General features: G+C 55.1%; 2 other annotated features (1 of these 2 only partly in view).

Annotated elements, in window-relative coordinates:
- Window positions 1-152, plus strand: a sequence feature (23S ribosomal RNA rRNA prediction is too short).
- Between the two features lie 102 nt (window positions 153-254).
- Window positions 255-1,168: a sequence feature (most likely nonfunctional fraction of RNA operon), on the plus strand; it runs 2,207 nt beyond the window's last position.

Consider the following 1,168-nt stretch of genomic DNA (forward strand, 5'->3'; position numbering starts at 1 on the left):
CATGATGGCATGTGATGACGAGCGGAACCGTCTGGAAAGACGGACCGCAGAAGGTGACAGTCCTGTATGCGAAGTCAGGGCATGTCAGGCGTACTCCTGAGTAACGCGGGACACGAGTAATCCTGCGCGAATCCGCCGGGCCCATCCGGCAAGGCTAAATACTCCCGTGAGACCGATAGTGTACCAGTACCGTGAGGGAAAGGTGAAAAGAACCCCGAGCAGGGGAGTGAAAGAGCTCCTGAACCCCTGCGCCTACAAGCGGTCGGAGCATGTATATCATGTGACGGCGTGCCTTTTGCATAATGAACCTACGAGTTGCCGTCGCCGGCAAGGTTAAGGATGATGACATCCGTATCCGCAGTGAAAGCGAGCCTGAAGAGGGCGTATGAGTCGGCGGAGGCAGACGCGAAACCAAGTGATCTACACTTGGCCAGGATGAAGTCCCGGTAACACGGGATGGAGGTCCGCACCGATAAGCGTTGAAAAGCTTCCGGATGAGCCGAGTGTAGGAGTGAAAGGCCAATCAAACTTGGAGATAGCTCGTACTCCCCGAAATGCATTTAGGTGCAGCGTGCGGTGTTAGTCATGTGAGGTAGAGCGACCGATAGGATGAGGGGGTTTCACCGCCTGCCAAGTCCTGACGAACTCCGAATGCGCATGAGTCGCAGCCGTGCAGTAAGGGGGCGGGTGCTAAGGTCCGTCCCCGAGAGGAGAAGAATCCAGACCGCCGTCTAAGGTCCCGGAATTCTGTCTGAGTTAGTCTAACGAAGTGAGGTCCCGAAGACAGCCAGGATGTTGGCTTGGAAGCAGCCATTCATTCAAAGAGTGCGTAACAGCTCACTGGTCGAGGGTCCTTGCGTGGATAATAATCGGGTATAAGACAGATACCGAAGGCGCGGGATAGCAATTTTAAAAGTATCGGTAGGGGAGCATTCCATACGCGTCGAATGGAAAGGGTGACCTTTCCTGGAGGGTATGGAAAAGCAAATGTAGGTATAAGTAACGACAAGGGGACTGAGATTGTCCCCCGCCGCAAGACCGAGGTTTCCCGGGCAATGCCAATCAACCCGGGGTCAGTCGGGTCCTAAGTTTAAGCCGAACGGCGAGAGCGATGGCAGATACGGTCAACATTCCGTAACTGCCGCACACGGCGATGTGGTGACGGAGC

Origin of the sequence: Leyella lascolaii, assembly GCF_900079775.1 — a bacterium.
Classification (GTDB): Bacteria; Bacteroidota; Bacteroidia; order Bacteroidales; family Bacteroidaceae; genus Prevotella; species Prevotella lascolaii.